Source organism: Pantoea sp. ICBG 828, from assembly GCF_002928355.1.
Taxonomy (GTDB): Bacteria; Pseudomonadota; Gammaproteobacteria; order Enterobacterales; family Enterobacteriaceae; genus Pantoea; species Pantoea dispersa.
Map to the genome: position 1 here is coordinate 409,105 of NZ_POWN01000005.1, position 15,603 is coordinate 424,707.

At 58.5% G+C, this 15,603-nt stretch carries 15 protein-coding genes; 4 read left to right on the top strand and 11 right to left on the bottom strand.

Annotation, left to right across the window (positions count from 1 at the left end):
* Positions 1-73: 73 nt before the first annotated feature.
* On the top strand, positions 74-913 hold the full coding sequence (gene sseA / locus C1Y43_RS14750; protein ID WP_021506552.1) for a 3-mercaptopyruvate sulfurtransferase: 840 nt from the start codon (positions 74-76) through the stop codon (positions 911-913).
* Between the two features lie 193 nt (positions 914-1,106).
* Here sseA and sseB read toward each other — a convergent pair whose 3' ends face one another.
* The 5 genes from sseB to trmJ form a co-directional block, all read right to left on the bottom strand.
* Complete coding sequence (gene sseB / locus C1Y43_RS14755) at positions 1,107-1,874, bottom strand: enhanced serine sensitivity protein SseB (protein WP_058758294.1); 768 nt, start codon at positions 1,872-1,874, stop codon at positions 1,107-1,109.
* A 52-nt stretch (positions 1,875-1,926) separates the two neighbouring features.
* Positions 1,927-3,213 (bottom strand): aminopeptidase PepB, encoded by a 1,287-nt coding sequence (pepB, locus tag C1Y43_RS14760; protein ID WP_104188688.1) that lies wholly within the window; start codon positions 3,211-3,213, stop codon positions 1,927-1,929.
* A gap of 57 nt (positions 3,214-3,270) precedes the next feature.
* Entirely contained in the window at positions 3,271-4,440 is a 1,170-nt protein-coding gene (locus C1Y43_RS14765) for an IscS subfamily cysteine desulfurase (protein ID WP_104188690.1), read from the bottom strand.
* An 89-nt stretch (positions 4,441-4,529) separates the two neighbouring features.
* On the bottom strand, positions 4,530-5,027 hold the full coding sequence (iscR, locus tag C1Y43_RS14770; RefSeq protein ID WP_031279392.1) for a Fe-S cluster assembly transcriptional regulator IscR: 498 nt from the start codon (positions 5,025-5,027) through the stop codon (positions 4,530-4,532).
* A 135-nt stretch (positions 5,028-5,162) separates the two neighbouring features.
* On the bottom strand, positions 5,163-5,906 hold the full coding sequence (trmJ, locus tag C1Y43_RS14775; RefSeq protein ID WP_031279390.1) for a tRNA (cytosine(32)/uridine(32)-2'-O)-methyltransferase TrmJ: 744 nt from the start codon (positions 5,904-5,906) through the stop codon (positions 5,163-5,165).
* Positions 5,907-6,028: 122 nt separating this feature from the next.
* Here trmJ and suhB point away from each other — a divergent pair, with 122 nt between their 5' ends.
* Positions 6,029-6,832, top strand: coding sequence for an inositol-1-monophosphatase (suhB, locus tag C1Y43_RS14780; RefSeq protein ID WP_058758291.1), 804 nt, complete (start codon positions 6,029-6,031; stop codon positions 6,830-6,832).
* Positions 6,833-6,879: 47 nt separating this feature from the next.
* Here the strand turns inward: suhB and C1Y43_RS14785 are convergent, their stop codons facing one another.
* The 3 genes from C1Y43_RS14785 to C1Y43_RS14795 form a co-directional block, all read right to left on the bottom strand.
* Positions 6,880-7,893, bottom strand: a complete 1,014-nt coding sequence (locus tag C1Y43_RS14785) for a hypothetical protein (RefSeq protein ID WP_104188691.1) — start codon at positions 7,891-7,893, stop codon at positions 6,880-6,882.
* A 201-nt stretch (positions 7,894-8,094) separates the two neighbouring features.
* Positions 8,095-9,072: a nickel/cobalt transporter gene (locus C1Y43_RS14790; RefSeq protein WP_104188693.1), complete on the bottom strand. Its 978-nt coding sequence runs from the start codon at positions 9,070-9,072 to the stop codon at positions 8,095-8,097.
* Positions 9,063-9,689: a DUF1007 family protein gene (locus tag C1Y43_RS14795; RefSeq protein WP_104188695.1), complete on the bottom strand. Its 627-nt coding sequence runs from the start codon at positions 9,687-9,689 to the stop codon at positions 9,063-9,065. The genes C1Y43_RS14790 and C1Y43_RS14795 overlap by 10 nt, the downstream gene beginning before the upstream one ends.
* A 158-nt stretch (positions 9,690-9,847) precedes the next feature.
* Here C1Y43_RS14795 and csiE point away from each other — a divergent pair, with 158 nt between their 5' ends.
* Complete coding sequence (csiE, locus tag C1Y43_RS14800) at positions 9,848-11,116, top strand: stationary phase inducible protein CsiE (RefSeq protein ID WP_058770857.1); 1,269 nt, start codon at positions 9,848-9,850, stop codon at positions 11,114-11,116.
* Here the strand turns inward: csiE and C1Y43_RS14805 are convergent.
* Positions 11,113-12,249, bottom strand: a complete 1,137-nt coding sequence (locus C1Y43_RS14805) for a 3-phenylpropionate MFS transporter (RefSeq protein ID WP_104188697.1) — start codon at positions 12,247-12,249, stop codon at positions 11,113-11,115. The two genes, csiE and C1Y43_RS14805, sit on opposite strands and share 4 nt — an antisense overlap.
* Positions 12,250-12,372: 123 nt before the next feature.
* The gene (gene glyA, locus C1Y43_RS14810; RefSeq protein ID WP_021506540.1) at positions 12,373-13,626 is read right to left on the bottom strand and encodes a serine hydroxymethyltransferase; all 1,254 of its coding nucleotides are present in this window, start codon (positions 13,624-13,626) and stop codon (positions 12,373-12,375) included.
* A 337-nt stretch (positions 13,627-13,963) separates the two neighbouring features.
* Here glyA and hmpA point away from each other — a divergent pair, with 337 nt between their 5' ends.
* Positions 13,964-15,148, top strand: coding sequence for an NO-inducible flavohemoprotein (gene hmpA, locus C1Y43_RS14815; protein WP_104188699.1), 1,185 nt, complete (start codon positions 13,964-13,966; stop codon positions 15,146-15,148).
* Positions 15,149-15,199: 51 nt separating this feature from the next.
* Here the strand turns inward: hmpA and glnB are convergent, their stop codons facing one another.
* On the bottom strand, positions 15,200-15,538 hold the full coding sequence (glnB, locus tag C1Y43_RS14820) for a nitrogen regulatory protein P-II (protein WP_007886217.1): 339 nt from the start codon (positions 15,536-15,538) through the stop codon (positions 15,200-15,202).
* Positions 15,539-15,603: the final 65 nt, after the last annotated feature.

Here is a 15,603-nt window from a genome sequence, read left to right on the forward strand (position 1 = left end):
GCAATGTTACCCTTGAGATAGCCTTCACATTCCCGGACACTGGGCCTTTGCCGCTGATGGAGAAGAGGTTGCTATGACAGCCATGTTTGTGTCCGCTGATTGGTTGAATGAACATTACCACGAAGAGCGTTTGCAGGTGCTGGATGCCCGCATGCTGCCGCCAGGTCAGGAAGCGGTGCGCGATATCACGGCGGAGTATCTGGCCGGGCATCTGCCGGATGCGCCTTTTTTCAACATCGAAGCGCTGTCCGATCACACCAGCCCGTATCCGCATATGATGCCGCGCGCAGAGACCTTTGCCGTGGCGATGCGCGAGCTCGGCATCAGCCAGGATAAACATCTGGTGGTGTACGACGAAGGCAATCTGTTCTCCGCGCCGCGCGCCTGGTGGATGCTGCGCGCCTTTGGCTGTGAACAGGTGTCGATTCTGGCGGGCGGCCTGCAGGGCTGGAAAGCCGCTGGCTTCAGCCTGGCTACCGGTCCGGTGAATCTGCCTGAAGGCGAGTTTGACGCGCAATACGACAGCAGCCAGGTGAAGCGCCTGACCGATGTGCTGCTGATCAGCCACGAGGGCGGCGCGCAGATTGTCGATGCGCGCGCGGCCAACCGTTTCAATGCCGAAGTGGATGAGCCGCGTCCCGGCCTGCTGCGCGGCCATATCCCGCACAGCCTGAATATGCCGTGGAACGATCTGGTGGCCAACGGTGAGCTGAAACCGGCCGCCGAGCTGCGCGATCTGTTTGCAAAGGCAGGCATTAAGCTGGATCAGCCGATTGTCGCCAGCTGCGGCTCCGGTGTGACGGCGGTGGTGGTGATTCTGGCGCTGACCGCGCTGGGCGTGCGTGATGTGACGCTGTACGACGGTTCGTGGGGAGAATGGGGCAGCCGCGACGATTTACCGATTGAGAAATAAGTGTATCCGGTCGCCGTAAGGTGCGCGTTGTCGGATGTTGTGCACATTTATCCGGTCGCCGTAAGGTGCGCGTTGTCGGATGTTACACACATTTATCCGGTCGCCGTAAACGGCGACCCTACGTGTAGGGTGCGCATTTATGCGCACCTGGTAGCATCGGTGCGATTTACCGGCGCACTGATGCGCACCGGCACTAGATAATCCGCTGGCTGCCTTTGAAATCGCGCAGGAAACTGCCCCAGCGGCGCTCATAAAACGGCGTAATGTGCGCGGTGAAGAAATGGCTGACACCCTGCTCGTTGCTGACCACTTCACAGATATCAATTGGCGCGTCATCGGGCAGCGTATCAGTCGCCACGCTGCCGGCCGCCTGAATAATCGCATCAATATCGCTGTCGGCTTCAATCCCAATCAACAGATTCGCCTGTTCATCGGCACGCTCACGAATGCTGGCAACGTAGGCGCGACGCACCTGTTTGTATTTCGCAAACAGCTGGGTCAGCGAATCGATCATCTGCGCTGGCGGCTCGGCCACTTCGGACAGCAGCAATGCATGACCGCCCTCCAGCACCGTTTGCTGGCTCAGCGCACTGCCCTCTTCGCCCAGCAGATGCGCGATCTCGCCGGGTGAAAACTCTTTGCCGGCCGGCAGTTTCGGATTGAGGAACAGCGTTTCGCCCAGCGTCATTTCAAACAGCGTGCGCGTCGGTAAACGCAGGTACGGCTGCTCACCCTGGATGGCTTCGCTCATCGCTGCTTCTGAGGTAAAGAAAGGGATCACGCTGCCGCCGCCCTCTTTCTCCCAGTGCTGTAATTCTACCGGCGAGGTGGCATCAAACTGCTCCGCGGGACTTTCGCCCGGCACCCAGACATCGGCCTCCAGCAATAGCTGAAAAAATTCCGGACGGTGCGCAGGCTCGGTGGCCGCCAGCTTCAGCACCTCTTCAAGACGGTTACTCATAAGGGATAGGCTTCCAAAAAAGACGGCAGGTTGCAGCCTGCCGTTGTCGGGATTATTTCAGTAACAGATTGGCAATGGTCCGCACGCCAAGGCCTGTCGCACCGGCGGACCACTGATCCACCGCGCTTTTGCGATAGGTCGCGGAGCAGTCAATGTGCAGCCAGCCCTGCTGATAGTTGCTGACGAACCACGAGAGAAACGCTGCCGCGCTGCTGGCGCCCGCCGCGTGGGCTGCGCTGGCGATGTTATTCAGATCGGCAAAATTGGACGGCAGGTGGTTGCGGTGGAACTCGGCCAGCGGCAGACGCCAGAAGGCTTCGTTTTCGCTGGTGGCGCTGCCCAGCAGCGACTCCGCCAGCACGTCGTCAAAGGTAAACAGCGCATGATAATCGTTGCCCAGCGCGGTTTTCGCGGCACCGGTCAGCGTGGCCGCATCAATCAGCAGCTGCGGACGCTGTTCGCTGGCGTCGATCAGTCCATCGGCCAGTACCAGACGCCCTTCGGCGTCGGTGTTCATCACTTCAACGGATTTCCCGTTGCGATAGCGGATGATGTCGCCAAGGCGGAACGCGTTGCCGCTTACCATGTTATCGGCGCAGCACAGGAACAGCTTCACGCGTTTATCCAGGCCGCGCGCAATCGCCAGCGCCAGCGCACCGGTCACCGTTGCTGCGCCGCCCATGTCGGATTTCATCGAATCCATAAATGCGCTCTGCTTCAGGCTGTAGCCGCCGGTATCAAAGGTGATGCCTTTGCCCACCAGGCAGGCGTACACCGGTGTGCTGTCGTCGCCGCCAGGGTTAAAGTCCAGCGTCAGCATCACTGGCGGACGCGTCGAGCCGCGGCCCACGGTATGAATCCCGGCATAGCCCTGCTCACGCAGATCCTCACCTTTGATGATGCGATAGCTCACCGCGTCACCGCCTACTTCGCTGATCAGATCGATGGCGCTGTGCGCCAGCTGCTCCGGGCTCAGATCTTCCGCGGGCAGGTTGATGGTGTCGCGCACCCAGTCAACGATCTTCAGGCGACGATCAAATTCGGCCTGATCGGCCTCACTCAGCGTCGGCCATTCGACCTGACGCTGGCCTTTCGGGCTGCGGAAACCCTGCCAGAACGCCCAGCATTTCTCCAGATCCCAGCCTTCGCCGCTCAGCGCGACGTGGCGGATGCCCTGACCGTCCAACTTGCGTCCGGCACGTTGAATGCTCATCAGCGCATCGGCACCGGTCAGGTGAACGGTCATGCCACTTTCATTGCTGCTCAGCAAGGCTTTCTCGCCCCAGCGCGCGTCGGCGGCCTGGGAGCTGAGCGTAATCGTCATGGGTTGTGTTGTCATCGCGTGGCTCCGTTTGCGTTTGTTATCCCTGCGCACTGACCGGCGCAGGGCGAAAATTTAGCGGGAAGTGGCCGGCGTCAGCGCCCGTAAGCGCGTTACTGCCTTATGTACCACCCCGATGGCATAATCGATCTCTTCCTGCGTGGTAAAGCGACCCAGCGAAAAGCGCAGCGAGCTGTAGGCCAGCTGCTGATCCACGCCCATGGCGCGCAGAACGTAGGAAGGTTCAAGGCTGGCAGAAGTACAGGCGGATCCCGACGACAGCGCCAGATCTTTCAGCGCCATGATCAGCGATTCGCCATCGACGTGGGCAAAACTGATATTGAGGATATTCGGCGCGCCCTGTTCGAGTGAACCGTTGAGCTGTACGTCGCTTAGCGTGCTGATGCCCTGCCACAGACGATGGCGCAGCGTAGCCAGACGCGCACTCTCGTCCGCCATCTCTTCGCGCGCGATGCGATAGGCTTCGCCCATGCCGACAATCTGATGCACCGGCAAGGTCCCCGAACGCATGCCGCGCTCGTGACCACCGCCGTGCATCTGCGCGTCGATCTGCAGTTTTGGTTTACGCCGCACCCACAGCGCGCCGATGCCTTTCGGCCCGTACAGCTTATGCGCTGAGAACGACATCAAATCCACCGGCAGCGCGCTGACGTCGAGCGGCAGTTTGCCCACGCTTTGCGTGGCGTCCACGTGGAACAGGATGTCGCGCGCGTGACACAGCGCGCCCAGTGCGGCGATGTCCTGAATCACGCCGGTTTCATTATTGACGTGCATCAGCGACACCAGCACGGTGTCGTCGCGCAGTGCCGCTTCCAGCATCGCAGGCGTGACGATGCCGTCCGCGCCGGGCTGCAGAAAGGTGACGTCAAAGCCTTCGCGCGCCAGCTGAGCACAGCTGTCGAGCACCGCTTTGTGTTCGGTCTGACTGGTGATGATGAGTTTACCGCGCGCCTGATGCTGCTGCGCCGCGCCTTTGAGCGCCAGGTTATCGGCTTCTGTGGCACCGGAGGTAAACACGATTTCGCGTGGATCGGCGTTGATCAGTTCGGCAACCTGGTTGCGCGCCACGTCAACGGCCTCTTCAGCCTGCCAGCCAAAACGGTGGGAACGGGAAGCGGGGTTACCGAAGGTGCCATCCAAAGTGAGGAACTGCATCATTTTGCTGGCGACACGCGGATCCGCAGGCGTTGTCGCTGCGTAATCCAGGTAGATCGGTAATTTCATTGCGCTAAAACTCCGTATAAAAAATCATACGTCTTTATAGCACGATTCAGCCTCTCCTGGGTTAACAGCAGAGGCTGAACGGGAGAGGATCAGGCGCGCAGATTGACGTTGATGGTTTCCTGCACGCGATGCTGCTGGAAGCGACGGTTATCAACGCTGTTCTGGCGATCGGCCACGTCGAGGATCTCCTGGTTATTCACCAGTTCCGCCAGCGTGATGTTGTTGAGGAAATCGCTGATGCGCTCGCTCAGGTCGCGCCACAGGACGTGGGTCAGGCAGCGCTCGCCGCCCTGGCAACCCTCTTTACCCTGGCATTTGGTGGCGTCAACGGATTCGTCCACCGCGGTGATCACCGCACCAACTGCAATCGCGCCGGCGTCTTTGCCTAACAGATAACCGCCACCCGGACCCCGCACGCTGGCCACCAGACCATGCTTACGCAGACGCGAGAATAACTGCTCCAGATAGGAGAGCGAAATGCCCTGACGCTCTGAAATATCGGCCAGCGGTACCGGGCCCTCGTGCGAGTGCAGGGCAACGTCCAGCATAGCGGTTACGGCATAACGTCCTTTGGATGTCAGTCTCATAGCATACAACCTCGTAAGCGTCCGCCAGCGAGTCGGCGGGTTATCTGAAGAATGGAGGCCAGTCTGACATTCCCGAGTATTTTGGTCAACTATTTAACCGAGTATTTCGCTCAACTATTTAACCTGGTGTTTTACTCAACTATTACCCTTGTCGTTTTTAGGTTTTTCAAACGACGACAGCATGCCGCGCAGAATGTTGAGTTCATCGCGCTCCGGACGCGCACGCGTATATAGGCGACGCAGTTTGCTCATCACCTGGCTCGGTGTGCCCTGGCGGATAAAACCGCTGTTCAGCATCATCTGCTCGATGTGCTGATAGAAGCGCTCCAGATCGTCAACCAGCGGATACGGTGAGGCTTCATACTGCGGCTGCGGACTGGCTTTCTCCTGCGCGTCCAGCCACGCCATGCGCACTTCATAGGCAATAATCTGCACCGCCATCGCCAGGTTGAGCGAGCTGTACTCCGGGTTGGCCTGAATGGCAACATGATAGTGGCACTTCTGCAGCTCTTCGTTGGTCAGGCCCACGCGCTCGCGACCAAACACCAGCGCCACCGGCGCCTGCTGGCCCTCTTCCACGCTTTTGATGCCGCATTCACGCGAGTCAAGCATCGGCCACGGCAGCGAGCGCGAACGTGCGCTGGTACCCACCACCAGGCTACAGCCGGCAATCGCCTCATCCAGCGTATCGACGATCTTCGCCTCACCGATCACATCGCTGGCACCGGCAGCCAGTGAAATGGCCTGCGAGTCCGGTTTCACCAGCGGATTGACCAGATACAGGTTGCTTAAGCCCATGGTTTTCATGGCGCGGGCAACGGAACCCATGTTGCCGGTGTGCGAGGTTTCTACCAGTACGATTCGGATATTTTGCAGCATAATAGATAGCGATAAGGAAATGATGGCGCGCATCCTAACATAAAAGCAGGACATTTGCTGAACACCCTGATATACTCCGCGCCGTTTTCACCCCGTTCTTTAACATCCAGTGAGAGATACCGATGCATCCGATGCTCAACATCGCCGTGCGCGCAGCGCGCAAGGCCGGAAATTTAATTGCCAAGAATTATGAAACCCCGGACGCCGTCGAAGCCAGCCAGAAAGGCAGCAACGACTTCGTTACCAATGTTGACCGCGACGCAGAACGTCTGATTGTCGAAGTGATTCGCAAATCTTACCCGCAACACACCATCATCACCGAAGAAAGCGGTGAGCTGGCGGGCGACGATCAGGATGTTCAATGGGTAATCGATCCCCTGGATGGCACCACCAACTTCATCAAACGTCTGCCCCACTTTGCTGTTTCTATCGCCGTGCGCATCAAAGGCCGCACCGAAGTGGCGGTGGTTTACGATCCAATGCGTAACGAACTGTTCACCGCTGTACGCGGTCAGGGCGCGCAGCTTAACGGCTATCGCCTGCGCGGCAGCACGGCGCGTGACCTCGACGGCACCATTCTGGCTACCGGCTTCCCGTTCAAGCTGAAGCAGCACGCTACGCCGTTCATCAACATCGTGGCAAAACTGTTTACCCAGTGCGCTGATTTCCGCCGTACCGGCTCTGCTGCGCTGGATTTAGCCTATGTGGCCGCAGGTCGCGTTGACGGTTTCTTTGAGATTGGCCTGAAGCCATGGGATTTCGCTGCCGGTGAACTGCTGGTGCGTGAAGCGGGCGGTCTGGTGACTGATTTCACCGGTAACCACGGCTATATGCTGTCTGGCAACCTGGTGGCCGGTAACCCGCGTGTGGTGAAGGCGATGCTGGCCAGCATGCGCGAAGAACTGAGCGAAGCGCTGAAGCGCTAAGCAAAAAAAGGCGGCTAAATCAGCCGCCTTTTTTATTACCGACTTTGTTACCGACGCTCGTGGGTTAACACGGTGCGCGGCTGGGTACGCCGACCGACACCGCCGAGGACCGCCGCCAGCACCGCCTCGATCAGCATCATGAAGAAGGCAAACCAGCTGGCTTTCGCCGTTGCCGCCGCGGCTTTCTCTGCGGCTTCACGCGCTTTCTGCTCCGCTTCCTGCTTCAGTTGCTGATATTTCTGCATCGCCTGTTGATAGCTCTGCTCAGTCTGATTAACGATCTGCTCCGCTTCCTGATCGCTTTTTCCGGTCCGCGCTTTAATAATGTTTTTCAGCGCATCACGGTCTGCAGCCTGCAGCGTATCGGCATGACGACTCAGTACACCACGGATCCAATTGGCAATATCATTGTCGGCATTCTGTGGATTCTGTGCCGTCTGTTTCGCCTGGTTTTGCGCATTATTCGCTTCGCTATTTACATCCTGCTGTAAATTTTCCGGCTGCAGTTCCGGTTTGCCGGTCTGACGCAGCGTGGTTTGCAATTCATTTTGCAAATCATCCAGGTTGATATTATTTTCCTGCAGCTTCTCTTTCGCCATATTGGTCACCGATGGCGCTACTGCAGAAATACCGTTACCCAGGGCATTAAAACCGGAGCCTAAAATATTAAAGGCGCCGCCGATAATACCGCTGGCAAGTGAAATCGCCAGCCACAGCGTAATCAATGTGCTGACGCCAAACATCAGCAGGCCGTGCAGCGCACCTTCGCGCTGTGCCAGCCGCCCGGCAACGTAGCTACCGACCGCCAGCGCAATCAGCATGCTGACGCCGGTCCAGATCAGCGCGCCAGTGCCAAGGTGCTCCAGCGGATTTTGTTCCTGCTGCGGATCGATAGTCGTGGCCCCGATCGCGGTCCCCAGCAGCCCCAGCAGAATATGAATGATTAAGGCCGCAATCACCCCTGCAAATACGGCACTCCAGGAAATGCGTTTTAACGGAACACCGGCATGCGTTTCCACTACCGTTTCCGTGCTGCCATTATTAGTCCAGGTTTCAGGCATATTTATTTCCTCGCGAACATTGACGATAAAGAGTAACGCATATAAGAGCACACCCTGTCCTTTTTGATATTATCTAGCGTAGACAGAGAAAACTCTTTTCACCAGATCGCCAGGCAACAGAAATTTAACTCTGCGTAACGGGCAGAAAAAAACGCAGCATATTCAGGGAACATGCTGCGCTTATTTTTTAATGCGTATTAATTAAAATGGACGCAGACCGCCACCAAAACCGGGCGACGCACTGTGCCATAAAATAAAGCCGGCCAGCAGCAACAGCAGGCTGCCAGCCAGCATCACGGTCGGCAACAACCATTGCGCTGCCCCTCGGCTGCTGACTCTGCCGAGGCGCACCGCCAGCACGCGCGAGCGCTGCACCAGCAAACCCAGCAGCGACACGGTGAGCGCGGTGCCCAGCGCCATGGTCAGCGCCGAGGCCACGCCCCAGCCATACACGCCAATCACTTTGGCAAACAACAGCATCATGATGGCACCGGAACAGGGCCGCAGCCCCATGGACAGCACCACTAGCGCCTGGGTTTTGCCGCTCACCGCACCGGCCAGCTGTTGCGCGCTCGGCAGGTGGGCATGACCGCAGCCGCAGTCAGCATGGTGCTGATGATGCGGCCGTACCGCGCGAATCTGGAGCCCGGTTGCCGGACGGAACGCGCGGCGTAACCCCTGCAGCGCGCGCCAGCCCACCCAGACGCCGAGCGCCATCACCAGCAAATAGCTACCTTTCTCCAGCCAGTAACTGGTGAGATGCAGCTGGCGCGACGAGGTTTGCAGCACTACCAGCATCAGCGTCACCAGAGCAATCGCCACCGTGCCCTGCAACAGCGCCGCCAGCAGCGTCAGCTTCATGCTGGTTTTCAGCTGCGCCGGATGGGTAGCGAGAAAGGTGCTGATCACCACTTTGCCGTGGCCCGGTCCCAGCGCATGCAGCACGCCGTAGGCAAGACTAAACAGCATCAGCGTGACACCGGCCTGCTGCGGCTGTTGCGCCACCTGCTGCAGCAGCTGCGTCATCTCGCGGTGCAACACTTTCTGCCACAGCACGCTTTGCAGCAAAATCTGCGGCCAGTGCAGCCACAGCAGTGCGCCGGCGATCATCAACAGTGCCGCCAGCAGCCACAGCGGCCACCAGCGGCGCGACGCGCCAGGCAGTGAAATCAACGACATGTCAGGGTCACCGTCTGGGCAAACTGCTGGCCGAGATCCATATCCTCCGGCGGTGCGTCGGCTTTATCCAGCGACAGCGCGTACTGCTTTAGCGAGTCATTGGGTTTGGGCGTGTGTAAGTCAAACTGGCAATGGGCTTTCACGGTCTCATCCATGGTGATGGCTTGCGGATTGTCGTAGTACATATCAACAAAGTAACTGGGATCGAACGTCTGGATGCGGTACTGCCTGGCACTCAGCGACTGCGGTTCACCGAACGGCACAATGAACTCCAGCACCGCTTTATTGCCCTTGCGCGACAGCTGATACTCCTGCGGCAGGTTGAGAAATTTCACCCGATTTTTATTCTGCCACACTTCGGTAAAATAGTGCTGGCCCAGCACATTGGCCATTACCTGTGCCGCCAGCTTTTTCCACACCACCTCGCCGGGTTTGGCGTTGCCGGCATCGTACAGCAGATCGGCGGAGGTGATTTCATCCATGGTCCATACCATCTTCATCGCGCTGAGATGATCGTCCTTACCGATCAGTTCGGTCTGCATATCAATAAAGCTGTGTGGATGCGCCCACACGGCGCCGCTGAACAACAGCGTAAAGCTAACGAGCGCAATTTTCATATGTTATAAAGTAACAAATTTTAAAGTCAGAAGGATACCGGGCCAGAAAAAACTGTGACCCGCCCTGAAGCTCTGAACAAAAGTCATGACAAAGGCCAGGGTCAGCGCGTGGAGTTGGCTATTCTTAGCTGAAAAATGACCTGCGGATAACACGATTGATGAGTTCAGCGCATTCTACTGCTCCCCTCTTCAGCCGCGCCCAGCGTCGTTGCCATCTGCTGTTGCTGCTGTTTCTGCCTGCTCCCGCGTTAACGCTTGAAAAGCTCTGCCAGTTGAATGGCGTGGACCCTGTTGTCGCCCGACAGGATATCGCGGATGTCGGAGATGAGATACAGCGCTTTCACCAGCTGGAATTACACCAGATGGTGGATGGCAGCTTTCGCATTCATGGCACGGAACTGGACCGGCGTCTGTGCCTGCTGCACTGGCTGCGCCGCGCGCTGCGCCTGTCGCAGGATTTCGTCTGCACGCATTTTGCGCCGGCACTGCGCCAGCGGCTGAAGGTGCTGAAAATTGAGAAAGCGCTGTGGGATGAAACCAATCTGCAGGCGCTGATCCAGCATTGCAGCCTGCGGCTGGCGCGCGATTTCACGCCTCGCGACCGGCTGTTTCTGCAAATCTTCATGAAATATGCGCTGTGTCAGCGTCAGACGGCGCTGTTCAGCGAGCGCCAGCGCGCCTGGCTGGCGGCGAAGATTGAACGCAGCGCAGCGGATGACGTGATCCATCACTGGCAAAAACGTTGCCATCTGGCACCGGACGTCAGCGAAACCGATTTCTGGACGCTGCTGTTCAGCCTGATTCACGCGCCAGACGGCAGCCAGCTGGCGGACAGTCAGGCACACAAGCTGATGGCTGCGGTGGAAGCGCTGATTGCCCGCTTTGAGCAACTGGCGCAGACGCGCATCAAAAATCAGCAGCAGCTTAAGCTGCAGCTCTATACTCACCTGGCGCAGGCGCTGGATCGTAGCCACTTTGCCATCGGCATTGATAACAGCGTGGCGCTGGACGTGGCGCGTCTCTATCCGCGCCTGCTGCGCACCACGGCGCGCGCGCTGCAGCACTTCAGCAGCGATTTCGGCACGCAGTTTAGCGCAGAAGAAGTGAGCCTAGTGGCGGTGCAGTTTGGTGGCTGGCTGATGCAGGAGAGCGCGCTACAGGAGAAACAGGTGCTGTTACTGACCGGCGCTGACGCGGCGCTGGAACAGCTGCTGGAGCAGCAGCTGCGGGAAATGATGCTGTTGCCAATAAATATTACCTATCAGGATATGCTGCACTTTCAGCGTGAAGGCGCACCGCGCGATGTGGCGCTGGTGGTGACGCCCTACGCCACCGCCCTGCCGCTCTATTCGCCGCCGCTGATCCACGCTGAGCTGCCGCTGAGCGATCACCAGCAGCAGCGCATTCGTCAGCTGCTGGAGTCTTAAGCTGCGCGTGGCCGCAGGAACAGCGCCGGCAGCGCCACCAGCGCCATCACCCAGAACAGCTGGCCGTGCAGGTGGGTAAACAGCACGCCGCACACCATCGTCATCACCGCGATGCCGCCGCCCATTGCCAGCGCCGAATAGAGCGACTGCAGACGAATCACTTCTGCGCCTTTGCGCGCGGCAATAAAGCGCATCGCCGCCAGATGGCAGACGGTAAAGCTGCCGCAGTGCAGGATCTGCGCCACAATCAACAGCGGTAGCGCTGTGCTGGCACCCAGCAGCGTCCAGCGCACCAGCGCGCACACGCCGGACAGCAGTAGCAGATCGCGCGCGCTCCAGCGGCGAAACAGCCGGTTACTCAGGGCAAAAATCACGATTTCGGCCACCACGCCCAGCGACCACAGATAGCCCACGACCGACGCGGAGTAGCCCGCTTCCTGCCACCAGATGGCACTGAAGCTGTAATACGCGGCGTGCGCGCCCTGCATCAGCGTTACGCACAGCATGAAACGCCAGACGCTGTTTTCGCGCAGCAGGTCGCGCCATGCCGCCCAGCCACCGCTCGCGCCCTGGCGTAGCTCACCCTGCGGTCGGGTTTGTGGCGGCAGCAGCATGCCTGACAGCATCGCCAGCGCGCCTGCGGTCAGCAGCAGCAGAATCACCTGCGATGACCAGGCGCTGACCAGCATACCGGTAAGCGCCGAGCTGATAACAAACGCCAGCGAGCCCCACAGCCGTACCGGACCATAGGCCAGCCCGATTTGCTGTGTCCAGGTGGCCGCCAGCGCATCACTCAGCGGCACCAGCGGCGAGAAGAACAGGTTAAAACCAATCATCACCAGCAGCAGCCATAGCCACTGACCGCCCAGCCAGAAACCGAGCGCGAACAGACAGGTCACCAGCGCCAGCAGGCGCAGCGCAACAATCAGCTGCGCTGGATTTTTCACCTGCGAAGCAATCAACAGGCTGCCGGCAAAGCGCGCCACCATGCCACAGCCGAGCAGCAGGCCAATTTTTTCCGCATCCAGCCCGTTGCCTTTCAGCCACACGCTCCAGAACGGCAGATAGATGCCATAGCAGAAAAAGTAGGTAAAGTAGCTCAGTCCCAGCCACCTGGCCGATCCGATGGTCATGTTTCCTCCTGTTGACGCTCCGCCGTGCGCGGAATGGCCGTTACTTTCTCAAAGCCGCCTGCGAAAGGGAATAAAAAAAGGATGGCTTGCGCCATCCTTCTTCTCACTGCGGTTCAGCGCTTATCAGGCATAAACCGGCAGACGGGCACAGATATCCAGCACTTTCTGTTTGGTGCGCTCGATAGTGGCTTCGTCGTTGATGTTGTCGAGAACGTCAGCGATCCAGCCCGCCAGTTCGCGCACTTCCGCTTCTTTGAAGCCGCGACGGGTCACTGCTGGCGTACCGATACGCACACCCGAGGTCACAAACGGGCTCTTCGGATCGTTAGGTACGCTGTTTTTGTTCACGGTGATGTTAGCGCGGCCCAGAGCGGCATCCGCCTCTTTACCGGTCAGACCTTTGCTCACCAGATCGATCAGGAACAGGTGATTGTAAGTACCGCCTGAGACGATGTTGTAACCGCGCTCCAGCAGCACTTCCACCATCGCTTTGGCGTTCTTCGCGACCTGCTGCTGATAAGCCTTGAACTCCGGCTCCATGGCTTCTTTGAACGCGACGGCTTTACCGGCGATAACGTGCATCAGCGGGCCGCCCTGACCACCCGGGAACACCGCGGAGTTCAGTTTCTTGTACAGCTCTTCGTCGCCGTTTTTCGCCAGGATCAGGCCACCGCGCGGGCCGGCCAGCGTTTTGTGCGTGGTCGAGGTTACGATGTGCGCGTGCGGTACCGGGTTCGGGTACACATCAGCAGCGATCAGACCGGCAACGTGGGCCATATCAACAAATAGCCAGGCGCCGATGCTGTCGGCGATTTCACGCATTTTTGCCCAGTCGCACACGCCAGAGTAAGCAGAGAAGCCGCCCACGATCATTTTTGGCTTATGAGTCTGCGCCAGTTCGGCCAGCTCTTCGTAATTGATTTTGCCGGTTTCATCGATGCCGTAAGGGATAACGTTGTACAGCTTACCGGACAGGTTGACCGGCGAACCGTGGGTCAGGTGACCACCGTGTGCCAGGTTCATGCCCAGAATGGTGTCGCCCGGCTGCAGCAGCGCGGTGTACACCGCGAAGTTAGCCTGGGAGCCGGAGTGCGGCTGCACGTTAGCGTAATCCGCGCCGAACAGCGCTTTGGCGCGATCGATCGCCAGCTGCTCAACGATATCCACATATTCACATCCGCCGTAGTAGCGTTTGCCCGGATAGCCTTCGGCATATTTGTTGGTGAGCTGTGAACCTTGCGCCTGCATAACGCGTGGGCTGGTGTAGTTTTCCGAAGCAATCAGTTCAATGTGCTCTTCCTGACGCACCTTCTCCTGCTCCATAGCCTGCCACAACTCGGCATCATAATCGGCAATGTTCATATCACGCTTTAACATCCGCATCTCCTGACTCAGCAACTTTTTAACGGCAGTTTAAGCCCCGGCTAAGGGGCGAAGGCCAACAGTGTAAACGGTTTTGCCAGGGGACGGTAGCGCCAATCCCCTCTTTTTACGCAAACGATTGGCAAGGCGCTGGCACGGGATTTTTACGCTTTTTAGCCGGGGAAGAAAACCGGATATTTGTTCATCAGCAGCGGGAAAATTTTTCAGCTTTGCGCGCCCGCCAGCAGATTGTCACTCGTCACCCCGGACAAAACCGGGGATTTACAGTGCGCGGCAACAGGCATAACATTCATTTAAAATACATGTTTAAAATTACCCTGAGGATCAGCCCATGCTTGACGCGCAAACCATCGCCACCGTGAAATCTACCCTGCCCGCGATTGCTCAACTCGGCCCGCAGCTGACCGGTCACTTTTATCAGCGGATGCTGACGCAGCATCCCGAGCTGAAGAACGTGTTTAACATGAACAACCAGCGCAGCGGCAATCAGCGTGAAGCGCTGTTTAACGCCATCTGCGCGTACGGCAGCAACCTGGAAAATCTTGCGGTGCTGCTGCCGGCGGTGGAGAAAATTGCGCAGAAGCATGCCAGCCTGAATATTCAGCCGGCGCAGTACGCGATTGTCGGGGAAAACCTGCTGGCGACGATTAAAGAGCTGCTCAATCCAGGCGATGAGGTACTGGCGGCGTGGGGCAAAGCCTATGGCGTGCTGGCTGAGGTGTTTATCCAGCGTGAAGCATCGATTTACCGTGCGTCAGAAGAAAAGGTCGGCGGCTGGCGCGGCGCGCGCGATTTCCGTATCCGTGCGATTACCGCGCAGAGCTCGGTGATCAAGAGTATTGAGCTGGTGCCGAATGATGGAGAGCCGGTGGCGGACTTCCTGCCCGGTCAGTATCTGACCCTCAGTCTGCGCCCGGCGGACAGCGACTACATTCAGCACCGCCAGTATTCGCTGACGCATCTGCCGGATAGCAAAGCCTATCGCATTGCGGTGAAGCACGAAGCGCAGGGCAGCGTCTCCGGCTGGCTGCATCAGCATGCGAAGGTTGGCGATATCGTGCAGTGCGCCGCGCCGGCCGGGGATTTCTTCCTGCAGGCAGCAGCGCAGACGCCGGTGACGCTGATCTCAGCAGGCGTCGGGCAAACGCCGCTGTTAGCCATGCTGGCCAGCCTGGCGGAGCAGCAGCATCCGGCCGCGGTATGCTGGCTGCACGCCGCCGAAAACGGCGCCCAGCACGCGTTTGCTGATGAAGTCGCGGCGCTGGGTGCGCAACTACCGCGCTTTAGCCGCCACGTCTGGTATCGCCAGCCGCAAGCTGACGACGCGGGACGTTACGACGCGCAGGGTCTGATGGATTTAGCCACCGTCTCAACCGCCCTGACCCAGTCCGAGGGTGAGTTCTGGATTTGCGGCCCGCTGGCATTCATGCAGTTTGTCGCGCGCCAGCTGACCGACGCCGGCATCAGCGCCGACCGCATTCACTACGAGGTGTTCGGTCCGCACAAGGTGCTGTAAATGAAAAAGCCTGCACGCGGCAGGCTTTGTGTCTGGTGAGGAGCGAAGGGCTCAGATGGCCTCTTCGTCTTCCTCGCCGGTACGAATACGCACGACGCGCGCCACGTCAAAGACAAAGATTTTGCCGTCGCCGATTTTACCGGTCTGCGCGGTTTTCATGATGGTTTCTACGCAGGTATCGACGATATCATCGCCCACCACCATCTCGATTTTCACTTTTGGCAGAAAATCGACCATGTATTCGGCACCGCGATACAGCTCGGTGTGGCCTTTCTGACGTCCGAAGCCTTTCACTTCGCTGACCGTCATCCCGGTGATGCCCACTTCCGCTAAGGCTTCACGCACATCATCGAGTTTGAATGGTTTGATAATTGCATCGATCTTTTTCATCACAGATCCTTTTTTCGCTCCCTCCATGATGGACGGGTAACTATGAGTATAAGTGTTCCTGACGC